18 protein-coding genes are annotated in these 20,103 nt (G+C 62.1%); 9 read left to right on the top strand and 9 right to left on the bottom strand.

Annotated features, from left to right (window positions below):
- The first annotated feature begins 1 nt into the window (after position 1).
- From AB7M32_RS19705 to AB7M32_RS19695, 3 genes are all read left to right on the top strand, one after another.
- Entirely contained in the window at positions 2–676 is a 675-nt protein-coding gene (locus AB7M32_RS19705) for a DUF1028 domain-containing protein (RefSeq protein ID WP_454251043.1), read from the top strand.
- Positions 669–1,838, top strand: a complete 1,170-nt coding sequence (argE, locus tag AB7M32_RS19700; RefSeq protein ID WP_454251042.1) for an acetylornithine deacetylase — start codon at positions 669–671, stop codon at positions 1,836–1,838. Before AB7M32_RS19705 ends, argE begins: the two co-directional genes overlap by 8 nt.
- 181 nt (positions 1,839–2,019) lie before the next feature.
- Positions 2,020–3,060, top strand: a complete 1,041-nt coding sequence (locus AB7M32_RS19695; RefSeq protein ID WP_454251041.1) for an ABC transporter substrate-binding protein — start codon at positions 2,020–2,022, stop codon at positions 3,058–3,060.
- 172 nt (positions 3,061–3,232) lie between these two features.
- Here AB7M32_RS19695 and AB7M32_RS19690 read toward each other — a convergent pair whose 3' ends face one another.
- The 7 genes from AB7M32_RS19690 to AB7M32_RS19660 all read right to left on the bottom strand — a co-directional run bounded on the left by AB7M32_RS19690 (position 3,233) and on the right by AB7M32_RS19660 (position 9,892).
- Positions 3,233–4,144, bottom strand: coding sequence for a LysR family transcriptional regulator (locus AB7M32_RS19690; RefSeq protein WP_454251040.1), 912 nt, complete (start codon positions 4,142–4,144; stop codon positions 3,233–3,235).
- Positions 4,145–4,355: 211 nt separating this feature from the next.
- Positions 4,356–5,558, bottom strand: coding sequence for an NAD(P)/FAD-dependent oxidoreductase (locus tag AB7M32_RS19685; protein ID WP_454251039.1), 1,203 nt, complete (start codon positions 5,556–5,558; stop codon positions 4,356–4,358).
- A gap of 236 nt (positions 5,559–5,794) precedes the next feature.
- Entirely contained in the window at positions 5,795–6,169 is a 375-nt protein-coding gene (locus tag AB7M32_RS19680; RefSeq protein WP_072404250.1) for a response regulator transcription factor, read from the bottom strand.
- A gap of 149 nt (positions 6,170–6,318) precedes the next feature.
- Positions 6,319–7,137: a helix-turn-helix transcriptional regulator gene (locus AB7M32_RS19675; RefSeq protein ID WP_454251038.1), complete on the bottom strand. Its 819-nt coding sequence runs from the start codon at positions 7,135–7,137 to the stop codon at positions 6,319–6,321.
- Positions 7,138–7,142: 5 nt separating this feature from the next.
- Positions 7,143–7,682, bottom strand: coding sequence for a kinase inhibitor (locus AB7M32_RS19670; RefSeq protein ID WP_454251037.1), 540 nt, complete (start codon positions 7,680–7,682; stop codon positions 7,143–7,145).
- A 102-nt stretch (positions 7,683–7,784) separates the two neighbouring features.
- On the bottom strand, positions 7,785–8,444 hold the full coding sequence (locus AB7M32_RS19665; RefSeq protein WP_072404244.1) for a response regulator transcription factor: 660 nt from the start codon (positions 8,442–8,444) through the stop codon (positions 7,785–7,787).
- Entirely contained in the window at positions 8,441–9,892 is a 1,452-nt protein-coding gene (locus tag AB7M32_RS19660; protein WP_072404242.1) for a sensor histidine kinase, read from the bottom strand. Before AB7M32_RS19660 ends, AB7M32_RS19665 begins: the two co-directional genes overlap by 4 nt.
- Before the next feature lie 414 nt (positions 9,893–10,306).
- Between AB7M32_RS19660 and AB7M32_RS19655 the strand changes: the two genes are divergently transcribed.
- A complete protein-coding gene (locus tag AB7M32_RS19655) occupies positions 10,307–11,248 on the top strand; it encodes a LysR family transcriptional regulator (protein WP_454251036.1) in 942 nt (313 codons plus the stop codon).
- Positions 11,249–11,274: 26 nt separating this feature from the next.
- On the opposite strand, the gene AB7M32_RS19650 is transcribed toward AB7M32_RS19655, so the two are convergent.
- Positions 11,275–12,294, bottom strand: coding sequence for a GlxA family transcriptional regulator (locus AB7M32_RS19650; RefSeq protein ID WP_454251035.1), 1,020 nt, complete (start codon positions 12,292–12,294; stop codon positions 11,275–11,277).
- A 197-nt stretch (positions 12,295–12,491) separates the two neighbouring features.
- On the opposite strand from AB7M32_RS19650, the gene AB7M32_RS19645 reads away from it, so the two are divergent.
- The 5 genes from AB7M32_RS19645 to AB7M32_RS19625 all read left to right on the top strand — a co-directional run bounded on the left by AB7M32_RS19645 (position 12,492) and on the right by AB7M32_RS19625 (position 18,347).
- Positions 12,492–13,499, top strand: a complete 1,008-nt coding sequence (locus tag AB7M32_RS19645) for an ABC transporter substrate-binding protein (protein WP_454251034.1) — start codon at positions 12,492–12,494, stop codon at positions 13,497–13,499.
- Between the two features lie 111 nt (positions 13,500–13,610).
- Positions 13,611–14,603, top strand: coding sequence for a helix-turn-helix domain-containing protein (locus AB7M32_RS19640; RefSeq protein WP_454251033.1), 993 nt, complete (start codon positions 13,611–13,613; stop codon positions 14,601–14,603).
- 69 nt (positions 14,604–14,672) lie between these two features.
- Positions 14,673–15,605, top strand: a complete 933-nt coding sequence (locus AB7M32_RS19635) for a SphA family protein (RefSeq protein ID WP_454251032.1) — start codon at positions 14,673–14,675, stop codon at positions 15,603–15,605.
- Between the two features lie 10 nt (positions 15,606–15,615).
- Positions 15,616–16,872, top strand: coding sequence for an MFS transporter (locus AB7M32_RS19630; RefSeq protein ID WP_454251031.1), 1,257 nt, complete (start codon positions 15,616–15,618; stop codon positions 16,870–16,872).
- A 17-nt stretch (positions 16,873–16,889) separates the two neighbouring features.
- Positions 16,890–18,347 carry an amidase gene (locus tag AB7M32_RS19625; protein WP_454251030.1) on the top strand — a complete coding sequence of 486 codons (1,458 nt, stop codon included), beginning with the start codon at positions 16,890–16,892 and terminating at the stop codon, positions 18,345–18,347.
- 175 nt (positions 18,348–18,522) lie between these two features.
- Here AB7M32_RS19625 and AB7M32_RS19620 read toward each other — a convergent pair whose 3' ends face one another.
- Positions 18,523–20,010, bottom strand: a complete 1,488-nt coding sequence (locus tag AB7M32_RS19620) for an aldehyde dehydrogenase family protein (RefSeq protein WP_454251029.1) — start codon at positions 20,008–20,010, stop codon at positions 18,523–18,525.
- Between the last annotated feature and the right edge of the window lie 93 nt (positions 20,011–20,103).

Here is a 20,103-nt window from a genome sequence, read left to right as displayed (position 1 = left end):
CATGACCTTTTCCATCGTTGGACGCTGTGCCGAAACCGGCCAGTTGGGCATCGCCATCAGTTCCTCGAGCATTGCCGTCGGTGCACGTTGCCCCTGGTTGCGCGCGGGCGTCGGTGCCGTGTCGAGCCAGAACATTACCCTGCCGGCCCTGGGCCCGCAGGTTCTCGATGAACTGGCGGGCGGCCTGGCGGCGCAAGCGGCGCTGGAGCGGATTCTGGCGCGCAACGGCTACAGCCAATATCGGCAAGTGGCGGTGATCGATGCCGAGGGCCGCACGGCGATTTTCAGCGGCGAGCATACCCTGGGCACCCACAACGCAGTGGCCGGTGAGCAATGCGTGGCGGCTGGCAATCTGTTGGCCAACGCTGGGGTGATCGAGGCCATCGTCACGGCCTTCGAGCAGGGCGGTGGTTGTCTTGCGTCACGCTTGATGAGCGCGTTGCGGGCCGGGCAGGCGGCGGGCGGGGAGGCCGGGGCGGTGCATTCGGCGGCGCTTTCAGTGGTCGATGACCTGACCTGGCCCATCGTCGATCTGCGGGTGGATTGGGCCGAGGAAAATCCCATCGGCGAGCTGGAAAAACTCTGGCTCGCCTATCAGCCGCAATTGCAGGATTACCTGACCCGCGCGCTCAACCCGACGCTGGCGCCGAGTTATGGAGTGCCGGGTGATGAGTGAGCTGCGCAGTCGCGCGCTGCTTGCCGAACTGGTGAGCTTTGCCACGGTCAGCCGCGATTCGAACCTGGCCTTGATCGAGTTCGTGCGCGACTACTTGCAAGGGCTGGGCGTGAACAGCGAGCTGATCTATAACGCCGAGCGAACCAAGGCCAACCTGCTGGCGAGCATTGGCCCGGCGCTGCCCGGTGGCGTGGTGTTGTCCGGTCACACCGATGTGGTGCCGGTGGACGGGCAAGCCTGGACGGTCGAGCCGTTCTGCCTGACCGAGATGGACGGCAAATGGTTCGGGCGCGGCACGGCGGACATGAAGGGATACCTGGCCTCGGTGCTCGCGGCGGTGCCGGTGTTCTTGTCCAGCCCGCTTCGGCGACCGGTGCACCTGGCGTTTTCCTATGACGAAGAAGTGGGTTGCCTGGGCGTTCACAGCTTGCTGGAGGTGTTGGTTCGGCGGATTGCGCAACCGGCCCTGTGCCTGATTGGCGAACCCACCCAACTCCGACCGGTGCTGGGGCACAAAGGCAAGCTGGCGATGCGTTGTCATGTCCGAGGGGCGGCTTGCCATTCGGCCTATGCCCCTTACGGGGTCAACGCCATCGAACAGGCGGCGCGCCTGATCGGGCGGTTGGGCGAGATCGGTGCGCAACTGGCCGAACCCTCGCGGCACGACCCGCGCTTCGACCCGGCGTTTTCCACAGTGCAGGTCGGGGTGGTCCACGGCGGCACGGCGCTGAACATCGTCCCGGCGGACTGTCGTTTCGATTTCGAGGTACGCGCCTTGCCGGATTTCGATCCCCTCGTGGTGGCTGAGCAATTGCAAGGTTATGCCGAGCAGACCCTGCTGCCGGCCATGCAGGCGGTGGCGGGGGATACGGCGATCCGCTTCGAACCGTTGTCGGCCTACCCGGGCCTGGCCACTTCGCCTGACAGCGCGGCCGCCCGACTGGTTGCGCAGCTGTGTGGCAGCGACGCTTTCAGCACCGTCGCCTTTGGCACCGAAGGCGGCCTGTTCCATCAGGCCGGGGTGCCGACGGTGGTCTGTGGGCCCGGCAGCATGGACCAGGGGCACAAGCCCGACGAATACGTGAGCGTTGAACAAATGGCCGCCTGCGACCGCTTGATGGATCGGCTGGCGAGCTATCTCTGTGAACCCAATGATTGCTGACCGCAAGGTGCCTGAGGAGGACGATTTCAATGGAAGGAGATTCCTCGCGGTCAGCCAGGCGACACCCATGAACAGGCCGACAAGAGCCTTTGCTGTAGACCTTGCCGCCCGTATTTACGGTCACTTTTGAGTCCCGTCACCGGCTCGTGCGGGCGAGCCGGTATTTTCGAGGAACCGCTTCATGTCCAGATCCTTGCGTTGCAATATTGCGTGTGCCCTGGCGTTGTTGAGTACCAGTGTCCTGGCCGCGCCACAGAGCCTGACCGTGATTTCCTTCGGCGGCGCCACCAAGCAGGCCCAGGACAAGGCCTACTTCCAACCTTTCAATGTCAGCGGCGCGGGAAACATCGTGGCCGGCGAATACAACGGTGAATTGTCGAAGATCAAGGCCATGGTCGCCGCCGGCCACACCAGTTGGGACGTGGTCGAAGTGGAGAGCCCCGAGCTGTTGCGTGGTTGTGAGGAGGGGCTGTTCGAGAAGCTTGACCTGGGGCGCCTGGGCGACCCGGCGAACTATGTGCCGGGAGCGCTCAATGAATGTGGGGTCGCCACCTACGTCTGGTCGATGGTCCTGGCTTATGACCAGAGCAAGCTCGCCAAGGCACCCAAGTCCTGGGCGGATTTCTGGAACGTGGCCGAGTACCCGGGCAAGCGTGGCCTGCGCAAGGGCGCCAAGTACACCTTGGAAATCGCCTTGCTGGCCGACGGGGTCAAGGCACAGGACGTGTACAAGGTGCTGAACACCCCGGAAGGCGTGTCCCGGGCATTCGCCAAGCTCGACCAGATCAAGCCGAACATCCAATGGTGGGAAGCCGGCGCGCAACCGGCGCAGTGGTTGGTGGCGGGGGACGTGGCGATGAGTGCGGCCTACAACGGGCGCATCGCGTCGGCGCAAAAGGAAGGCATGAAGCTGAGTATCGTCTGGTCGCAGAGCCTCTACGACCCGGAGTACTGGGCCGTGGTCAAGGGCACGCCGAACAAGGCCCTGGCCGAGCAGTTCATTGCCTTTGCCAGCCAGCCGCAGACCCAGAAGGTGTTTTCCGAAAACATCCCTTATGGGCCGGTGCACCGCAAGACACTGGCGCTGTTGCCGACTGCGGTACAGGAACAGTTACCCACCGCCGAGGCCAACCTGGCTGAAGCCCAAGCCGTGGACGCGGAGTTCTGGGTCGACCATGGCGAGGAACTGGAACAACGCTTCAACGCCTGGGCGGCTCGCTAGACATAACACCTGTGGCGAGGGGATTTATCCCCGCTGGGCTGCGCAGCAGCCCCAATGCAGCCAACTCCATATCACCTGATATCTTGGATGTCAGGTTTTGGGGGCGCTACGCACCCCAGCGGGGATAAATCCCCTCGCCACAAAAGCAGGGTTGCGCTTTGTATCCCTTGGTTCAAGGCAGCCATTGCCTGAACTGTTCCTTGCAGTAGTCGACAAACAACTGCGCCGGCTTGGTAAGGTGCGCACGCTTGAGCCAGCCTGCCACCAACGCCGACCCCGTCACGTCCTCGGCGATGTCGACGCACACCAAGTGTTGCCCATCGTAGGTGCAGGTGGACTGCGGCCGGGTCACCAGCACGGCAAACCCGAATGCCTGGCCGACCATGCCCCGCACCATTTCGATGGACGGCGAGCTGAAGACAATATTGGGCGTCAGGCCCAGCTCCTCGAAGATGCTCACGAAATAGGTACGGCTGGGCTGCACATCCAGCAGGATCATCGGTTCGAGGGCCAGGTCGCGCAGCGACACCTGGGCCTGATCGGCGAAGCGATGGCCCACCGGCAACAACGCGTAGGGGCGTTGCGGCGCCGTCAGTGCTTCGGTCTCGATGGTACTGTCGAGGTCGTGTTCATAGAAAATCGCCAGGTCGAAACGCCCCCCCGTGAGGCCTTGCACCAGCTCCTGTTGCTCGCCATCCTGCACGCGGATTTCCACCCCCGGGAAGCGCTGGCGAAAACCCGCGATCAACCGCGGCAGGTAGAGCGGGGCGACGGTTTCGAAGCAACCGATGTCGATCTGCCCGCTGACCACATCGTTATCGGCCAGCGCGTTCTGCTCGAATTCCCGGGCCATGCGCAACAGCTCCTGGGCCTTGCGATAGAAGCGCGCACCGCCGGGCGTCAGCGATACTCCCTGGGCGTGATGACGAATGAGCAATTGCACACCGAAACTGTCTTCCAAGCCCTTGATGGCGGAGGCGATCGACGGCTGGGCGATGTACAGCTTGCGAGAGGCTTCGGCGACGCTGCCACATTCGACGGTGGTGACGAAGTACTTCAGCTGACGCAAGGAATAGGACGCCACGGCACACCTCGATCCGGATGATTTCTGCCTACCTTACCTTGTGCACGGAAGGCGGTGGGCGGGCATTGATACGGATTTTGCTGGGCAGTGACGATATTCAGGCTGGCTTGGGGACGAGCACCGGAAAAAAACGCCTGCCCAAGGATCGTTGGCAGGCGTCTGGGAAAGACCGGCGCACAAAGGAGGGACTGGCCGGGGGCGGAAACGGGTTTCAGGCCACCGGAATCAACGGGTCGGCGGCAGCCAGGGCGGTTGCGCGATCAGCCGCGGGCGGGTAGATCCACACCGTGTTGATCTGGGTCTTGAGGTCTTTGGCTTCTTGCCCGACCAACTTGAGCTGGCGATCCCAGCCTTCGGTATACACCGCGCCCCAGGCACCCAGGTCCAGGCAGGTCACATACTTGGGTTGGCTGTAGGCCATCGGCGCGACGCCCAGCAAATCGGCCGCGACGTTGTTGCCGGCATAGCGGCCCAGGGCGATGGCGTGCTGGCAGGACATCGCCGCATAGTTGCCCAGCGTGTCGGTGGCAGCGTAGGCCACGTCACCGCTGGCGAATATGTCGTTCTGGCCCAGGACTTTCAGGTTGGCATCGACGTGCAGGCGACCCTGGCGATCGCGGGTGCCGGGTACCTGTTCGGTCAATGGACTGGCGCGGAACCCCACGGTCCAGATCACGGTATGGGACTCGATACGCTGGCCGCTCGACAGGGTGACACCCCTGGCGTCCACCGATTCGACCGAGGCGTTGAGAATCCACTCGATACCCAGGTGTTCGGACGCTTCGACAATGGATGGGCTTATGCCGTCGCCCAACGCTGCACCAATCTGCGGCCCGCGATCCACGACGATGACCCGGATGTCCGCGTCCTCGCCGAGGACGGCGCGCAGGCGTGCGGGCATTTCGGTGGCGGTTTCGATCCCGGTAAAGCCGCCACCGGCCACCACCACGGTGTTGCGGGCCGGGCTGTCCGGCAGACTTTTCAGCGACTTGATATGGGCTTCGAGACGGGTGGCCTGTTCGATTTCATCAACGTCGAAGGCATGCTCGATCATGCCCTCCAGGTCGGGGCGAACCAACTGGCTGCCTGCCGCGAGCACCAGACGGTCATAGCCCAGGGTGCCCTGGGTACCGAACACATCCACGTAGCCAACCCGTTTGTTCTCGACATCGATGCTGATCGCCGAGCCCTGGACGAATTTCACACCCACAGCGTCGAACAGGCTGCCCAGCGGTGCCGCCATGGTGTGGACGTCCGGCTCGTAGAAACGGGGACGAATGCGCAGCTCGGCCTGGGGGGCCAGGACGCTGATCTCCACGTCATGACGGTCGTGTTGGTCCAGCAGCCGGGCCGCGCTCAATGCGCTCCAGACCCCGCCGAAACCTGCGCCAACAACCAGAATACGTTGTTTCATGATGAGCTCCCGAAGACAAAATCGATACGTTGAATGGTTTAACTGTTTCAGCGTGACCGTGTCGCGAAGTACTCCAAAATCGCCTGGCTGCAATGAGTTGCCATCGAGCACATTCAGTTTCGGTTCGCTGTAGGGAAGCTTATTTGCAGGACCTGTGTTTAACACTTCTACATAAGGTCATCGCGCCTATGCCTGGGTAGGGGGGTTCTATACGAAGGTATAGGGGCGCGACGCAGTCAAGCAGGCCGGGACAGTACCGCTTCGATGCAGGCGATCAATTCGGCGCAGTCGAAGGGTTTCGGGAAAAACGCCACCGGCTCTGGCGTACCGGCGCTGATACGGGGAGGCACGCCAGGGTATCCGGTGATGAAGATGATCGGGGGATGAATGCCCAGGGCCGATAATCGATCGTACATCTGAATGCCCGTCATACCAGGCATTTGAATATCCGATATCAGGCATGCAGTGTTTTCAAGTTCGCAGGAAGATAAAAAATCCAAGGCGCTGGCATATGTTTTAACCCGATATCCGTGAGAACGTAACAAACCATCCAATGCAATTCGAACTGACTCATCGTCATCAATGATTGAAATGATTGCAGTGTTGGACATGTCGATACCTGGAGTTTGATATCAGGTAGCCATAAAGGCGCCCGTGTCACTGCAAGATACGCCGTCCAATGGCCCCGCCTAGTATACGTGTGTATGAACTTTCCACCGTGTCGCGGGGCAACAACAGGGAGGGAACCTCACCGGAATGCTTAAATCGCTGCCCGCAATTCACGTGGCGACAGGCCATAGTGTGAGCGAAAGCGCACCGCAAAACGTGAGGCCGAGGCGTAACCGCAGGCACCGGCGATTTCACCGATGGGACGAGACGTTGTTTGCAACCATTGCAACGCTGTCGCCAGTCGAACGCCTTCCAGGATGCTCCGGAAACTGTCCCCCTCATTCGCCAGTTGGCGGCGCAACGTCGACTCACCCAGGTTAAGTTGCTGTGCAACGCTCGCAACCGTCCAGTCTTTCTCCGGGCTGCCCATCACCATTTGCTGCACACGCTCGCAAATTGGATCGTCGCGACCCATCAGCAGAGGTCCGATCTGGCCCGCAAGGCACAGGCTCAGAAGAACCGCTTCCCCATATAGCGTGCGTAATGCGTCCGGCGCGTTCGCATTGATAGCGGCCAATAGCTGATCCCATGCCTGAGTTGTGTGTCTGTCCAGAGGGACGCAGAGATCGGTCTTCAGTGAACCGCGACGGCTCATGATCTGTTGGCTATATCGGCTGCTGAAGTTACGCAGTGTCGAGAGGGGAAAGGTGACCGCATCGGCGATGTAGTGACCGTGAGGGCCGGGGAAGTTCGAGATACCAAGCTCGCGTCCGGCCGGCATCAGAATCAGATGGTGCGGCCTCGCGCGCATCTCCCGGTCATCCCATTGCAACAGTTTTTCTCCCTGTCGCACTCGACACAGGGTGGTCGCGAACACCGGTACCCTTGATAAGGTAAGGGGTTGTCGCGCCCGTATGACACACGCATCGATAATGTTTTCCCGGTGCTGTATGCCGTCACAAGGGCGCATCGTTTTTAACGTCCGTAAGTTGAAGTGATGGTCGCTTTGGCCAGGACGTTGGCATTGAGCATGTACCCCACCAAGGCGCCACTGGCCTCACCGTCGAGGGGTAGCTTATCGACTTTCAATGCCCATACGGTGAATTGATAGCGATGGGGTTTATCCCCTACAGGTGGACAAGCTCCGCCAAATCCTGGTTGGCCATAATCGGTTCGCCCTTGTACTGCACCGGCAGGCAGGTTCGTTCCCACTCCTCTTGGCAAGGTATTGGTAGAAGTGGGCAGGTTAACCACCGTCCAATGCCACCAACCGCTACCCGTCGGCGCATCGGGATCGTAGACCGTGATCGCGTAGCTTTTAGTCCCTGCGGGGGCGTTTGTCCAGGAAAGCTCAGGAGACGTGTTGCCGCCTTCACAACCGAAGCCTTGGAACACTTCGCGACTGGTCAGCGGACGGTTGTCAGCTATATCCCTGCTGGTCAGTGAGAAGTCGGCAGCGTATCCACTGAGTGCTACGGCCATGGTAAGTGCAGGCAGGATTGACCTGATTTTCATCGTGATTCCATCCGGGACTTAAAGTGAAGCCCGAGTCTAGGTTGAACAAAGAGTGGTTACTGTGCCGAAACGCTCGGCCAAAGTGCCGAAATGCTCGATTGACTATCGGCCTGTGTTAGCCAGGCGCCATTCCAGCACCTGGGCCATGCGCACCAGATCGGCAAACGAGTGCGCGCACATCTTGCGCATGGCCTGGCCACGGTGGATCTTGACCGTGATTTCACTCAAGCCCAGTTCCCCGGCGATCTGCTTGTTCATCAGGCCTGACACCGCCAGTGCCATGACCTGCTGCTCCCGAGGCGTCAAGGTGGCGTAGCGGGCAAGCACTTGCTGATGGCCGCGTTCGGCGTCGCGCCGCTGGCGGTCCTGGTGATGGGCGGCGGTCACGGCGTCGATAAGGTCTTGTTCGCGGAACGGTTTGGCGAGGAAATCCACCGCCCCGGCCTTCATCGCCCGCACGGTCATGGCGATGTCACCGTGACCGGTCATGAACACAATCGGCAGTTGAGCGTTGGCCGCGACCAGCTCCCGTTGGCAATCCAGGCCACTGGTGCCTTGCAGCCGCACATCCAGGACCAGGCAACTGGGCTGATCGGGCCTGGGATGGTTCATGAACTGCGCGACCGAACCGAACAGATAAACCTGCAAGCCTATGGAGCGCAGCAGGCTGCCGAGGGATTGGCACAGCGGTGCGTCGTCATCAACGATATAGACGATGGGGGCGTTGTCGATGATCGGGCTTGAGGACTGTCTGGAGCTCATTGCGCGCTCCCCGACAGAGCGGTGCCCGTGAGTCGCGGCAGCGCGAACCTGAACGAGGTGCCTTGGCCGGCCTCGCTGGTGGCCCAGATCCTGCCATCATGGAAGTCGATGATGGACCGGCAGATGGAAAGGCCCATGCCCAGGCCGTTTTCCTTGGTGGTAAAAAACGCATTGAACAAGGACGGCAGGACCTCGGGGGCAATGCCGGTTCCGTGGTCAGTCACCTCCAGCAGCACTTCGTCACTCTCCGTCCAGGTGCGTATGCGCAGGGTTCGTGCGTGTACCTTGACCCCGTCCATGGCGTGGCAGGCATTGATGATCAGGTTGATGATCACTTGCTGCAGTTGCACCCGGTCTGCGCTGACCTGGTCGTCGGTCGCTGCCAGGTCCACTTTGGCCCGGACTTTATGATGAGCCAGTTGCTGCTGGACCAGGTTCAAGGTCTCGCGGACGATGTCGTCCAGTCGCTCGGGCTGACGCAACGGGTCGCACTTGCGCGACAGCGCCCTGATACCGTTGATGACCTCGCTGGCGCGACAGCCGTTGGCGACGATTCGGTCGAGGCAATCCAAGGCTTCCCCTAGATCGGGTTCCGGGCGCTTGAGCCACCGGCGACAGGCCTCGCCGCTGCTGGTGATGGCCGTCAGTGGCTGATTGACCTCGTGGGCAATGGACGCGGCCATTTCCCCCAGTGAGGTCAAGCGAGTGACGTGGGCCAGTTGGCTTTGGGTGCGAAACAACGCTTCTTCGGCCTGCTTGCTGGCAGTCACGTCCATGAGCGCGCCGAGATACTGGAAACGGCCATGCTGGACGAGCAGGGGGCTGGCGATCATGTGGATGTGCTTGATGCGCCCATCAGGCATCAGCAGCCGCAGCTTGACCTCGATCTGCGGTTCACCAGCGGCGGCCTGCTGAAAAACCCCCCGTGCCAACTCGAGGTCTTCAGGATGGGTTCGTTCCAGCATCATCGACACCGTTGGCGTCTTGCTGGGCGGGTACTCGAAAATCCGTGCCGATTCCTCCGACCAGGACAACGCTTGTCGATCACCACGAAAGCCCATGCTGCCGGTCTGGCTCAGGCGCTGGGCGCCGGTCAGGTAAGCCTCGTTGTGCCGCAGACTGTCGGAAGCCTGCTTGCTGCGCAGGGCCAGGAAAGCAATGGCGGACAGCGCGGTCAGGCAGCGGAAGAAGCCGGTGGTCGATTCCCAGCGGTGATAGCCGCCGTTGAACAGGAACATCGCGGTGAGCAAGCCCATGCACATCAGCGCGACGGTGATCACCAGATTGATGGAGAACAGGTTGGCCGCCATCAACAACAAGGTGATGTACAGCAGGGTCGGCGCCAGGTCGGAATGGGTTTCGGAGTTGATGATGACAATCCCGCAGGCCACCACCAGGCCCACCGCCCAGCCGAGGGCGTTGACCAGTGGGTGGGTGCTGATTCCCATCGACGGCCTAGGCCCGCTCTGGCTTGGGCTGTATCGAAGGCTGTCATAGACGTTCTTGAGCATCGCGGAGGGTAGGGGCACGCTGGCAGACCTTTTGTTTTTACATGGTCTCGCTCTGGATGTCGGGGCGACAGAGCATCGGTTTCTATCTTAGAAGCGCCGCTTTGCCTGAGGTAGGACATAAAACCCTGAAATCCCGCCAAGCTGTGCCAACACCTCTTTGTGGGCCTGGATATATACCGAAGTATCGATGACGTTGCCCAAAGGGTGAGTCGAGTGTCCCCACGTACAACAGACTTGGCGTGCCTCGAGGATTACGCTTTCAACACCTCGTCGCCGCAGGCCTTGATGGAGGGCGCAGGCGACGATCTTGTCCACTCCTGACTCAATGGCCTGGCGCCTGGGGCGACGACTATGATGAACAGAAATGACCTGCGTCGTGCTGACATCAATCTGCTGGTGGTCTTCGAAACCATGATGCACGAGCGAAACGTGACCCGTGTCAGCGAAAAGCTGTTTCTCGGCCAGCCAACGATCAGCAGTGCCCTGGCGCGCTTGCGGTTGATGTTCGATGATCCCTTGTTCATCCGTTCGGGACGGTTGATGGAACCGACCTCCCGGGCGCGGGAAATCTTCTCCAACCTGTCACCGGCCCTGGATGGTATCGCCGCCGCCTTGGGCCGCTGCCAGGCGTTCGAACCGGCCACCAGCGAGGCGACCTTCCACATCGGCCTTTGCGATGACGTCGAGTACGCTCTGTTGCCGGAGCTGTTGCGTCGCCTGCGGGTCGAGGCACCGGGCACCACATTGGTGGTGCGCCGGACCGATCAATGGCTGGTCTCCCAACTGTTGGTCAGTGGCGAGATTTCCCTGGGCATCAGCCCGACGCTGGAACTGCCGGCCAATGCCAGGCGCAAGACACTGCGGCCGATCCGACCGATGTTGTTGCGCGCCGATTCGCAGCCCGGCGAGCTGACCCTGGATGAATTCTGCCGTCGGCCCCATGCCGTCGTATCGTCCATGGGCAATGTCATCGATGATTCGGACCGCGCGTTATGCCTGATGGGCCGACAGCGCCGGGTGGTGTTGACCGTGCCGCAGTTCAGCGCCTTGCCCGTGCTGCTGGCCCAGAGCGACATGATTGCCATCGTGCCGGATTACGTTGCCCAGGCGATGGCGGTGGCGACCGGCATGCGGGTGCAAGCGGCCCCGATCTGCTTGCCCCAACATGAGCTTTCCATGGTCTGGCGCGGCGCTACGCACAATGATCCGGGGGAGCGTTGGTTGCGTTCCCGTTGCAGCGCGCTCCTGGCTGAGCAGGCCGGCCCGCAGGAGCAGTCCAGGCGAGTGGCCTGACGGACAGTGGCGCAAGGGTTTCGCCCTCAGCGAGAAAACCGGCTGCGATACTCCCGGGGGGATATCGAGAGATGGCGCTGAAACGTGTGGCGCATTCGTTCCTCGTCACCGAAACCGCAGGATCGGGCGATCTGGTCGATGTTGCGCGGGGAGTCTTCGAGCATTCGACGCGCGGCTTCAAGGCGGAACATCTCGATGGCTTTGGCCGGGGTTCGGCCGGTCTGGCGTTTGTAGACCCGGGCAAAATTGCGCGGGCTCATCCTGGCCTGCCGGGCCAGCCGCTCGACGGTGAGGTTGTTGTCGTCCAGGTGCTCGGAAATCCACACGTGCAGTTCGTCGAACCCGGCGCTCTCTTGCATCTGCAATTGCAGCAGTTGGCTGAACTGCGCCTGCCCGCCGGGGCGCTTGAGAAACACCACCAGCTCACGGGCCACCTGCAGGGCCACATCGCGACCACAGTCGGCTTCGACCAATGCCAGGGCCATGTCGATGCCGGCGCTGACACCAGCCGAAGTCCACACATTGCCCTGCTGGATGAAGATCGCATCGAGGTCCACCTCAACCGACGGGAAACCGCTCTTGAGCATCTCGCACATGGCCCAATGGGTGGCGGCCCGACGTCCGTCCAGCAAGCCGGCCTGGGCCATGAGGAAGGTGCCGCTGCACACCGATGCCGTGCGCCTGGCCTGGACCGAGGCCTTGCGCAGCCAGTGCACCAGGTCGACACAGTCGATCATCGCCTGCCGAATGTCCGGTGCGCCGGGCACGATCAGCGTGTCGATGAGCGTCCCGTCGAGCTCATGCAGGGCACGGGTGTCCACGACCAGGCCTTCGGCGCTTTGCATCAGCCCGCCGGCCAGGCTCGCGGTGTGCATGGCGTAGCCGGGCAGGCGGCGCTCGGTCATGGCTTTGGTGGCGGCCCAGAACACGGTCTGGGCCCCGGTCAGGTCCAGCAAACCCATCTGCGGGTAGGCCAGGAATACCAGGGTGCGCGGTTGGGAAACGGATTCGGTGGCGATGCCGATATCCAGGGACACTTCGTTCATGTTTGCTTCGCGCCGGGTGTTCGTCAGGGGAGGTCTGCAAGGTTAACAAGTGATCGTGCCCGTGGGTGCGGCTTCATGGGCTCGGATACCGAATATTTAGGTGCTATTGATATGCTATTAAGGTATTTAAATTAATATTTTTATAGCTTTAAAGTCGTGATCTTCAGTCTTTCACCTACTGTGAGGTTCACCAGACCATGGCTTTCAAGCGTCCTGCGCTCACCTTGTTGGTTTCCCTGGCGGCCACTGCGCTGCTCAATCCCTTGGCCCACGCCGAGGGCAAGATCAGCATCGCCCAGCAATTCGGTATCGGCTACTTGATCCTGGATGTGGTGCGTGACCAGCAGCTCATCGAGAAGCATGGCAAGGCCCAGGGCCTGGATATCAAAGTGGACTGGAACAGCATTTCCGGCGCGACGGCGATGAACGAGGCTTTGCTGACCGGCGCCCTGGATGTAGTGTCGGCAGGCGTTCCGCCGATGCTGACGATCTGGGATCGGACCCGCGGCAAGCAGAACGTCAAGGCCATCGCCTCGCTGGGGTCGATGCCCAACTACCTGCTGACCAACAACCCGAACGTGAAGAGCCTCAAGGACTTCAGCGACAAGGACCGGATCGCCGTCCCGGCGGCGGGTGTCGGATTCCAGTCGCGCACGTTGCAGATCGAAACCGCCAAGGTGTTCGGCAACGATCACTTCAAGAAATTCGACGACATCTCGGTCAGCCTCCCGCACCCGGATGCGACGGCGGCGCTGATTGCCGGCCAGTCGGAGATCAATTCGCACTTCTCCAGCCCACCGTTCCAGTACCAGGCACTGCAAAGCCCCAATGTGCACAAGGTGCTCAGTTCCTATGATGTGCTGGGCGGGCCGGCGACGTTCAACGTGCTCTACACCACGGAAAAATTCCACGACGAAAATCCCAAGACCTACAAGGCGTTCTACGAGGCCTTGGTGGAGGCGCAAGGCATCATCAAGGCCGACAAGCCGGCCGCTGCGCAGACCTACCTCCGCGTAGAACAGTCCAAGTTGCCGCTGGCGCTGGTGGAAAAAATCGTCACCGACCCCGAAATCGACTTCACCGTCGTTCCGCAACGCACCTACATCTATGCCGAAAAACTGCATGAACTGGGCGTGTTGAAAAACAAGGCCGACAGCTGGAAGGACTATTTCTTCGAAGAGGCCCATGCCGACGCCGGCAGCTGAATCCGGGCCGGCTATCCGTTTTCGGCACAATTGCACGACTGGTCCACGGGGCGGAATGGAACTTGCCTGAGCTTTGACCCATAAGCCCTGGAATCATCAAAGGTCGGGTCAATGAACAATGACAACATGGCGCAGCCAGTGGTCTCGTCGGATGGGTTGCCGATGCTGCCGATCAATCGGTTCCGTACCACGGACATCGACGAACACGCCCGCAACATGGGGGGCTGGCAGGTCTGCTATGACCAGTTGACCCCCGGTCGCTTCGACGGTGAGTTGATCGAGTTCCGCTCGGACTGGATGCAACTGGTGCGCGACCGCTCTAATCAGGCCCTGACCAAGCGGGGCATGGCCTGGGAAGGCGCCATCACCTTCAGCGTACCGCTGAGTGCGGATGGACCGGTCTTTTGCTCCGGGCACCCGATTGTCGAACCCAGCCTATTGGTCGCCCATGGGCATAACCTGCCTGAGTTGCGCACACCCCAGCATCTGGATCTGCTCGGTGTCGCCATCGACGAGCAGGCGTTGGAGCATGTGCTGGAGCGGCAAGGCAGTCGCTTTCGAATTACCGATCTTCCCAAGTGTTACCGTCTTGGCAATTCGACGCTGCCCGTCGAGCTTGCGGCGTTGTTCGATGAACTTGAAGGGGGCGAGCAGGGGCGTGACTCGTTGCTGGGGTACGAGTCGATTCGCCGGGGCCTGCGTGACACGGTGATGTTGCACATACTGGAACTGGTGGCGCCGGACGAAGCACCGCCGCTCAGTCCCACGGCGCGCAAACGCATGGTCGACCGCGCCCGGGAGTACGCCCTGGCCCATGTCGATGAGCCGCTGTCGATCCTCGACCTGTGCAATCACATCGGTGCCAGCCGACGCAAACTGCAGTATTGCTTCCAAGAGACCCTGGGCATCAACCCGGTGGCTTATCTGCGGGCGTTGCGCCTCAATGCAGTGCGCCGTGAGCTGCGCAATGGCGATCAGGTGCTGGGTGTGCAGGAGGTGGCGGCACGCTGGGGGTTCTGGCATTTGAGCCGGTTTTCCAGTGATTACCGGACCCTGTTCGGCGAACCCCCGTCACACACCTTGCGTCGCACGCATCTGTGCTGAAAACGGATAACGGCTGACCGGCCGGCTCCCTAGGATGACCCCAACACCACATGGTCGGAGGGGCATTCGATGTACCAAAACAAAAAAACAAACGTCTGGCACTGTACGTGGTTAACCCTGGGGTTGATCGGTGCCTGCACCGCTGCCCATGGCACCGAAAACGGCGCGCCGACCACGGCGGTCGGGGTCTATGATTTCGGCGCCGGCATGATGCCGCCGGCCACGCCCTTTGGCACCGTCGGTCTGCGCACCGCGTTCTATTCGGCCAACGTGCAGAAAGATCGCCACGGCAAGTCAGTGGACAACAATTTCTCCCTGGATGTCTTGTCCATCGGCGTCGCCTACATGCGCATGACCGATTACACCGTGTTGGGCGCCAAGTATGGCTTTGGCGCCGTCGTGCCGTTTTTCCAGATGGACGCTTCGCTACAGGTGCAGACCCCTGTCGGCCCGCTGGACCTGGAAGCCGATCCGTTTCGCATGGCCGACATGCAGGTATTGCCGGTGATCCTGCAGTGGACCCTTTCGCCGAACCTGTTCGTCAATGCCCAGCTCCAGATCCAGGCCCCCACCGGCGACTACGACCAGGATCGCTTGATCTCGCCGGGTCTCAACCACTGGACCTTCTCGCCAATCCTCAACTCCACGTACATCACCGACAGCGGCTTCGAGGTGTCTTCGAGTTTCGAAGCCGACATCAATACCCGCAACCACGCCACCGACTACAAGAACGGCGTCGAGTACCGTCACGAATTTGCCGTGGGCCAGCACGTCGGGCCATGGACCTTGGGCGTGGGCGGGTACTACTACCGCCAGTTCACTGATGACGACGCGCCGGGGCTGGAGACCGGCAATCGCGCCCGGGTGTTGGCCGTCGGGCCGGCGGTGAGCTACTTCAAGCCAGGCATCCCACCAGTGTGGCTGCACGTCTACAAGGAGCTTGATGCGCGCAACCGCGCCGAAGGCTACACCGCCGCGTTACGTATCTCTCAAAGCTTCTAAGGGGCTCGTCATGAACCAATCAAGTTCCGTTTCAACGGCTGGCGCTCCATTGCGCCAGGCCGGTCGAGGCGAAGGGCTGGTGCTGATGCTGGGCAGCAGCCTGACCATCATGGGCTCGGTGATGGTCGCGCCCATCCTGCCCCGGCTGGGCGCCGAATTCGGTCCCCTGGAGCCTCGAGCCGATCTGCTGGTGCCGTTGGCGATCACCGGGCCAGCCCTGGCGATAGCCTTGTGCGCGCCGTTGGCCGGCTGGCTGGCTGATCGGGTAGGGCGTAAGGCTTTGCTGGTGATTGCTACCTTGCTCTACGCCGTGCTCGGCGCGCTGCCGGCCATGCTCGATAGCTTGCCGTCGATTGTGGGAGCGCGGCTGTTGTTCGGTTGTACCGAGGCGGCGGTGATGACCTGCTGCGCAACCCTGATCGCGGACTATTGGCACGGCGAGGAGCGCCTGCGTTACGTCAACCGCCAGGTGGTGACCATCGGCCTGGTCGGCGCACTGTTTTTCGTGGTGGGCGGAGCGCTTGGGGAGCACTCGTGGCGTTCGCCGTTCCTGTTGTACTTGCTGCCCCTGTTGCTGGCGCCGGTGATGATGAAGGTGCTGTGGGAGCCACCCGTGGTGAAGCGGCGGGCGGTCGAGCAGCAGGTCGATGAATCCGGACCGGCCAAGGTCGCGGTGCTGCAACTGGTGGTCGGCTACTTGATGATTCTGGGCGGCATGGTGCTGGCCTTCGTCATGGCCATCCAGGCACCGACATTGTTGGTTGGCCTGGGCATCACCTCGAGCACGATGATCGGCATGGCGGCGGGGTTGAGCCTGTTGGCAACCTTGGGGGGGTCGTTGGCGTGGCCGCTGTTGCGCCGTCGCTTTGGCATCGCCGGTTGCAACGCCTTGTTGCTGGGGTTGATGGGGATCGGGCTGTGGCTGCTGATGCGCGCGCAAAGCTACAACGCGGTGCTGGTGGCCGCGCTCATCCAGGGCCTGGGTTCCGGCTTGCTGGTGCCTAACGTCATGGCGCCGGTGATGAATGCGTTGACCGCCCGCACCCGTGGTCGCGGCTTGGGTGGGTTCACCTCGTTTCTTTACTTCGGTCAGTTCGTCAGCCCGCTGGTGGTGGCCGCGGTGGCCGCGTTCACCGGTGACCTTCGCCAGGCCATCCAGTGGCTGGCGTTCGCCAGTCTTGCTGGGGCGTTGCTTTGGGTGACCGTTGGCCTGCGAGCGCGGGGCCACGACCAGGCCAATACCCTCGGATCACGTCAATCGTCATGAAATAAGGAACCTGAAGCATGGGTATGCAAGACATTCACCAATTGATGGACAACGAAGACGCCACCGGGCTGGCCGAGTGGGTCAGGCGCGGCGAAGTCCAGCCCGGCGAACTGCTGGAAACCGCCATCGAACGCCTGGAGCGGGTCGAGCCGCAGCTCAATGCGGTGGCCGAGCGCTTGTACGATTCGGCCCGGCAAGCAGCGCGCACGCCACAGGCTGGCCAAGGCCTGCTGGCCGGTGTGCCGACCTTGATCAAAGACCTGTTTTCGCCGGTCCACGGCGCGGCGATGACCAACGGCTCTCGTGCACTGGGCGACGTTCGGGCGGATTTCGAATCGGAAATCGTGACACGCCTGCGCCGTGCCGGATGCCAAGTGATGGGCACCAGCACTTCGCCGGAGTTCGGCACGTCGTACTCCACCGAGTCCGCGCGCTTCGGTGCCACCCGCAACCCTTGGAGCCGCGAGCACAGCGCCGGTGGCTCCAGCGGCGGCGCGGCGGCGTTGGTGGCGGCCCGCGTGGTGCCGTTCGCCCATGGCAACGACGGCGGCGGTTCATTGCGGGTGCCAGCTTCTTGTTGTGGTGTGTTCGGGTTCAAGCCCAGTCGCGGCCTGATGCCGTCGGGGCCGATAGTGGGCGAGGGCTGGGCGGGGATGGGTACACCCCATGCGATTACCTTGTCGGTGCGCGACAGTGCGGCGCTGCTGGACGCCACCGCCGGGATCGACCTGGGGGCGCCCTATGCCGCGCCGGTCCAGGCGTTGCCGTATGTGATGGCGGTGCAGGCTGATCCCAAGCCGCTGCGCATTGCCCTGGTCGAGCAGCTCGGCCCTTGGCCGACCGCGCCGCAAAGCCTCCAGGCCGTGGGCGAGGCGGCCCGGTTGTGCGAGGCCCTGGGGCATTGTGTCGAACCGGTGAGCCTGCCGGTGGGGTTGCTGGAGTTTCTCGACCATGTGTTCACCATCATTGGCGCCAGCTCTCGTCACTATGTCGACCTGCTGGGCCAGATGCGTGGGTTTGCCGTGCAGGCCGAAGAGCTGGAGGTGCGCACCCGGATCATCTTGCGGGACAAGGGCAACGTCAGCGGTGCCCAATATGCCGCGGCGGTGGAATGGATTCATGCCCTCGGCCGGCAGTTGGCGGTGTTCATGCAGGATTACGACGTGATCCTGACCCCGGTCCTGACCCGCGAGCCGGTGCTGATTGGCGAGCTGGACCTGCAGGATGTGTGCATGAGCCTGGAGCAACTGATCGAGCGCTACCACAGCTATTCGCCGTTCACCGCGCTGTTCAATGCCAGCGGCCAGCCGGCGATGTCCGTACCGTTGTCCTGGAGTGCCAATGGGTTGCCGATGGGGGCGCATTTTGCCGGGCGCTTTGGTGAGGAAAACACCTTGCTGGCCCTGGCCGCCCAACTGGAACGCGCCCAACCCTGGCGCGGCCGAGTCCCAGCGGTCAACGCCTGCCGGCGGTGAACCTGTGGTGGTCGCGGATACCTTGGACGACTCGGAAAAACTGTGAGAGCGAGCTTGCTCGCGATGGCGTTGTGTCAGTCGGCATCATCATTGCTGACAGTCCGCTATCGCGAGCAAGCTCGCTCACACAAAGGGGGGCGAGGGCTCTTGGGTGTTGCTCCAGAGCCCTTTTTGCTCAGTAGCGGATCATCACCGATTTCAGTTCGGTGTAGTCGTCGATGAATGCACTGCCGAACTCGCGGCCCACCCCGGAAGATTTGCTGCCACCAAAAGGCACGGCCGGGTCGAGCAGGGTGTGCATGTTCACCCATACCGTGCCGGCTTCGATGGCGGGGACCATGCGCAGGGCCTTGCCCAGGTCGTTGGTCCAGAGGCTGGCACTCAGACCGTAGGGCGTGTCGTTCATCAGTTCCAGCAATTCTTCCTCAGTGTCGTAAGGGAAGAACGTGGCGATCGGGCCGAAGGTTTCTTCGTTGAGCAAGGCGTCGTCGCGGCGATTGGCGAGGATGATGGTCGGCTCGACATAGCAACCCGGCCCATCGATCAGCTTGCCGCCGTGGACGATGGTGTTGTTCTGCGCGCGGGCCTTGGCGAAGAATTCCGCGAGTTTGTGCTGGTGCTGGCGGTTGGTTACCGGGCCGAATTCGGTGCGTTCGTCCAGGGGCGAGCCGATGGTGAGTTTGCCCAGGCGCTGGGCCAGTTTGTCCATGATCGACTCGATCTGCGAGCGGTGGACGAAGAACCGTTCCGCCGCCGCGCAGATTTGTCCCGAATGCAGAAAGCCCGCCTCGATGATGCCGTTGACCGCCACCTCGGGGTCGATGTCACGCAGGAACCCCGCCGCATTCTTCCCGCCCAGTTCCAGGGTCGCCCGGGTCAACCCTGCGCCCATGGCCGCCTGGCCCACCGCCAGGCCGGTGGGCACGGAACCGGTAAATGAAACCTTGTTGGTGCCCGGGTGTTCGATCAGCCCTTTGCCCACCTGGCTGCCGCCCGTCAACACATTCAGGGCCCCGGCCGGCAGGCCGGCCTCCATGGCCAGTTCGGCGATGCGCAGAATGGTCAGGGGCGTGAACTCGCTGGGCTTGATGATGACGCTGCAACCGGTCACCAGGGCTGAGGCCAATTTCCAGATGGCGATCATGGTGGAGAAATTCCACGGCACGATACCGACCACCACCCCAACCGGTTCGCGCAAGGTGAACGCGGTATAGCGTTCGCCAGCGAAGGAGGGCAACGAAGGGGTGATCGTCTCGCCATTGATCTTGGTCGCCCAGCCAGCGTAGTAGCGCAGGAAATGTGCCGCCTGGTCGACTTCGAAGGCCCGGGAGATGTGGATGATCTTTCCCGACTGGCAGGTTTCGATCTGCGCCAGTTCTTCGCGGTTGCGCTCCAACAGGTCCGCCAACTTGAGCAGCACATGGCCGCGCACCGCCGGCGCGGTTTGAGACCATTGCTTGAAGCCGCGACGGGACGATTCCACGGCCGCATCGATGTCGCTGGGGTTGGCGTCGCTGACCTGGGCGATGACTTGGCCGGTGGCGGGGTTGAGGACGTCCAGCGTCTGGCGGCTCTGGCTTTCGACATAGCCTCCGTCGATGAACAGGGCGTGGCGTCGACCGAGAAAGGCTTCGACCTGAGGCAGCAGGGCAATATCGCTCATGAGGGTTTCCTGATCGCGAACAAGGGAAAGCCCGAGAGTAATCCCGGCACGACCGCCCGGCTTGACTGTGCCTGCCTCGCGGTATGTCTGTGG

The organism is Pseudomonas sp. R151218B TE3479, assembly GCF_053629195.1.
Note: the sequence above shows the minus strand (reverse complement) of the source record. Positions and strands in the feature narration are given on the sequence as shown.

Excerpts from the sequence above, each read along its gene's own strand:
- AB7M32_RS19705 (WP_454251043.1), top strand. The coding sequence starts at position 2 with ATGACCTTTTCCATCGTTGGACGCTGTGCCGAAACCGGCCAGTTGGGC.
- argE (WP_454251042.1), top strand. The coding sequence starts at position 669 with ATGAGTGAGCTGCGCAGTCGCGCGCTGCTTGCCGAACTGGTGAGCTTT.
- AB7M32_RS19695 (WP_454251041.1), top strand. The coding sequence starts at position 2,020 with ATGTCCAGATCCTTGCGTTGCAATATTGCGTGTGCCCTGGCGTTGTTG.
- AB7M32_RS19685 (WP_454251039.1), bottom strand. The coding sequence starts at position 5,558 with ATGAAACAACGTATTCTGGTTGTTGGCGCAGGTTTCGGCGGGGTCTGG.
- AB7M32_RS19680 (WP_072404250.1), bottom strand. The coding sequence starts at position 6,169 with ATGTCCAACACTGCAATCATTTCAATCATTGATGACGATGAGTCAGTT.
- AB7M32_RS19675 (WP_454251038.1), bottom strand. The coding sequence starts at position 7,137 with ATGCGCCCTTGTGACGGCATACAGCACCGGGAAAACATTATCGATGCG.
- AB7M32_RS19670 (WP_454251037.1), bottom strand. The coding sequence starts at position 7,682 with ATGAAAATCAGGTCAATCCTGCCTGCACTTACCATGGCCGTAGCACTC.
- AB7M32_RS19665 (WP_072404244.1), bottom strand. The coding sequence starts at position 8,444 with ATGAGCTCCAGACAGTCCTCAAGCCCGATCATCGACAACGCCCCCATC.
- AB7M32_RS19660 (WP_072404242.1), bottom strand. The coding sequence starts at position 9,892 with ATGGGAATCAGCACCCACCCACTGGTCAACGCCCTCGGCTGGGCGGTG.
- AB7M32_RS19655 (WP_454251036.1), top strand. The coding sequence starts at position 10,307 with ATGATGAACAGAAATGACCTGCGTCGTGCTGACATCAATCTGCTGGTG.
- AB7M32_RS19650 (WP_454251035.1), bottom strand. The coding sequence starts at position 12,294 with ATGAACGAAGTGTCCCTGGATATCGGCATCGCCACCGAATCCGTTTCC.
- AB7M32_RS19645 (WP_454251034.1), top strand. The coding sequence starts at position 12,492 with ATGGCTTTCAAGCGTCCTGCGCTCACCTTGTTGGTTTCCCTGGCGGCC.
- AB7M32_RS19640 (WP_454251033.1), top strand. The coding sequence starts at position 13,611 with ATGAACAATGACAACATGGCGCAGCCAGTGGTCTCGTCGGATGGGTTG.
- AB7M32_RS19635 (WP_454251032.1), top strand. The coding sequence starts at position 14,673 with ATGTACCAAAACAAAAAAACAAACGTCTGGCACTGTACGTGGTTAACC.
- AB7M32_RS19630 (WP_454251031.1), top strand. The coding sequence starts at position 15,616 with ATGAACCAATCAAGTTCCGTTTCAACGGCTGGCGCTCCATTGCGCCAG.
- AB7M32_RS19625 (WP_454251030.1), top strand. The coding sequence starts at position 16,890 with ATGGGTATGCAAGACATTCACCAATTGATGGACAACGAAGACGCCACC.
- AB7M32_RS19620 (WP_454251029.1), bottom strand. The coding sequence starts at position 20,010 with ATGAGCGATATTGCCCTGCTGCCTCAGGTCGAAGCCTTTCTCGGTCGA.